At 68.6% G+C, this 2,262-nt stretch carries 2 protein-coding genes and 1 pseudogene; 1 reads left to right on the top strand and 2 read right to left on the bottom strand.

Translation table 11 applies throughout. The annotated features are described in order from the left end of the window. Positions 1-598 precede the first annotated feature (598 nt). Positions 599-1,096: a transposase gene (locus tag BFF77_RS37400; RefSeq protein ID WP_245703920.1), complete on the bottom strand. Its 498-nt coding sequence runs from the start codon at positions 1,094-1,096 to the stop codon at positions 599-601. A 142-nt stretch (positions 1,097-1,238) separates the two neighbouring features. Continuing rightward, positions 1,239-1,391, bottom strand: a pseudogene (locus tag BFF77_RS38000) (transposase); the annotation flags it as partial. Positions 1,392-1,742: 351 nt separating this feature from the next. On the opposite strand from BFF77_RS38000, the gene BFF77_RS31095 reads away from it, so the two are divergent. Beyond that, a complete protein-coding gene (locus tag BFF77_RS31095) occupies positions 1,743-2,123 on the top strand; it encodes a DUF6221 family protein (protein ID WP_066956744.1) in 381 nt (126 codons plus the stop codon). The last annotated feature ends 139 nt before the right edge of the window (positions 2,124-2,262 follow it).

Below are 2,262 nucleotides of genomic sequence, written 5' to 3' on the forward strand. Positions count from 1 at the left end.
CTCGCGGCCCCGCACCACGCAGGTGTGGTGCGGGGCCGCGAGAACTCGGCACTAAGGGAATATGGCCCCTCTGTTCCCAGGCGGCGCGGAGGACTGCGACCTCGCGGGCGACGTCCGCATGCGCTGCCACAGTGCGACCGTTCGGGATGGGGAAGTCCATCACCTCGCGGTACACGGTTCGGGCAGCATGTCCCGGTGCAGATACCCGGACGACCCCCCCGGTGCCGCCAACGGACAGTGATTCTCTGCTGGCGTACGCCCTCACTGATCTGGCCTGGTACGCGCGGTGTGTCTTCAACCACGCGGAACGCTACGTGCTGGCTGCGGAGGCACGGTGATGACTGAACCTGGCGGTCCAGCGGTACCGGCTTTCTTCCAAGGCCGAGCGAGACGAGAGCAGCGGTCGGCGCCTGGCCGGAGATGACCGCATCGCGGTCGCTCGCGGTCCGGCAGCGGCTCCGTCAAGGGGTCCTCACCTGCCGGGAGTCGGCCGTGATGTTCGGCCTGGACGCGGTGTCGGCGAAGGTGGAGGCGCTGCGGCCGAAGGCGACGCGCCTGGTCGCGCGGGGCCGGCCGGCCGAGCAACGGCCGGGCCGGTTCACTCTCGTCCCGGGGCCGGCCGGGCAAGACGGCGTGTCATGAGCAGGGGCGTCGACCAGTAGACCATCGCTTCGGCGCCGGCGATGCGGCGTTCGAAGCCGCGCACCAGACGGCGGTTTCGCATCAGAGGGACGAAGAGGCGCTCGACGATCCACCGCTTGGGCAGCACCGTGAAGCCGCGCATGTCGTCGTTACGTTTCACAATCGCCAGGACCAGCGCGAGCGTGGTGAGGCAGTGGGCGACGAGGCTGCCGGTGCAGCCGCCGTCGGCCCGGACCAGCTCCAGCCGGTGGTGCACGTCGGCGACCTGCCCGAGCAGCACGCGAGCGGAAGTTCGGTCGCCGGGGTCCGCTGCGGTGACCATCACGCCCGGCAGCAGGGCGAGCGTGTCGACCATGACGTGCCGCTTGCGGCCGTTGACGAGTTTGCCGCTGCCGAAGCCGCGGCTGTCCGTTCCGACGACGGCGTTCGTCTTGACCGACTGCGAGTCGATCACACCGGCCGTCGGCTCCGCATCCCGCCCCAGCTCCTTGTGGACCCGGCCGCGCGACCGGTCGTGGAACTCCTCGACCCAGGGAGTTGTCGCGCCAGCGGCGGAAGAATGCGTAGATGCGGTCCCACGGCGGGAAGTCGGCAGGCATTGCCCGCCACTTGATCCCGTTGTCCACGAGATACCGGATTGCATCGAACATGGCTCGGTGGCAGTACCCCTCCGGTCGGCCGCCCCGGCCACACATCCAGCCCGGCGCCGGAAGCAGCGGGCGGACCATGTTCCACCCCCCGTCCGTCATGTCCGTCGGGTAGCGAGGCTGCCGCGTGCCGCTGCCGGCAGCGTTCCGAACCCGTCAGCCGGACAGTCACACTCCCAGGTGACCGCACTGGACTGCCTGGCCATCGGCACGCAGGACTGCTGCACCAGGACCTCCTGCTGCTCGATGATTCGACACCAACGAGCTGTTCACGAGACCCTGTTCGTATGCGCCCAGCGCCCCGCGACCAACCCATCGGGACTCCCGTTCGACGCGCATCTGTCGAAAACGAAAAGACAACAAATTCTGGGACGGGCCTGCGCTGCTCAGCCGGGCGCAGGGCACCAACGGAAATCTGACGACCGGGCTCGACGCGTCGTCCAGGATGACCCCATGAGTCAAGACCTGGTGACATTCCTCCACGCACGGCTGGATGAGGAGGCCGAGCTGGCCCGACGCTGCGACGGCGACGGCTGTGGAGAGTGGACCGCTCATGGGCACACGGTCGACTTCTGCCAAGGAGAACTCCCCGGCTTCCATCCCACGATTGCCCTGCACGTGGCGCTGCACGACCCTGCACGCGTCCTGCGGGACGTCGAGGCCAAGCGACGCGTGCTCGCCCGCCATGTGCTCAGTCCTGCCACGGGCGACCCCGAACTACCGTGGGACAACCGCGATGACTGCCAGTACGACGGTGAGACCTGGCCATGCGACGACCTGCTCGACCTCGCGTCACCGTACACCGATCACCCTGACCACCCCCGACGTCCCTGAGACGGAGATCGTTTACGGGGCAGCCCGTAGGCCCTGTCCGGCGGATCTTCGCGGGTCCGCGACGCCCGGCACGGCACCTCGCCGCGTTGTCGGAGTCGTCCGAGTACGTCCAGTACGAGAACGATCCTCCGCCTTGCGA

Source organism: Streptomyces lushanensis (assembly GCF_001700515.1).
Classification (GTDB): Bacteria; Actinomycetota; Actinomycetes; order Streptomycetales; family Streptomycetaceae; genus Streptomyces; species Streptomyces lushanensis.

Excerpts from the sequence above, each read along its gene's own strand:
- BFF77_RS31095 (WP_066956744.1), top strand. The coding sequence starts at position 1,743 with ATGAGTCAAGACCTGGTGACATTCCTCCACGCACGGCTGGATGAGGAG.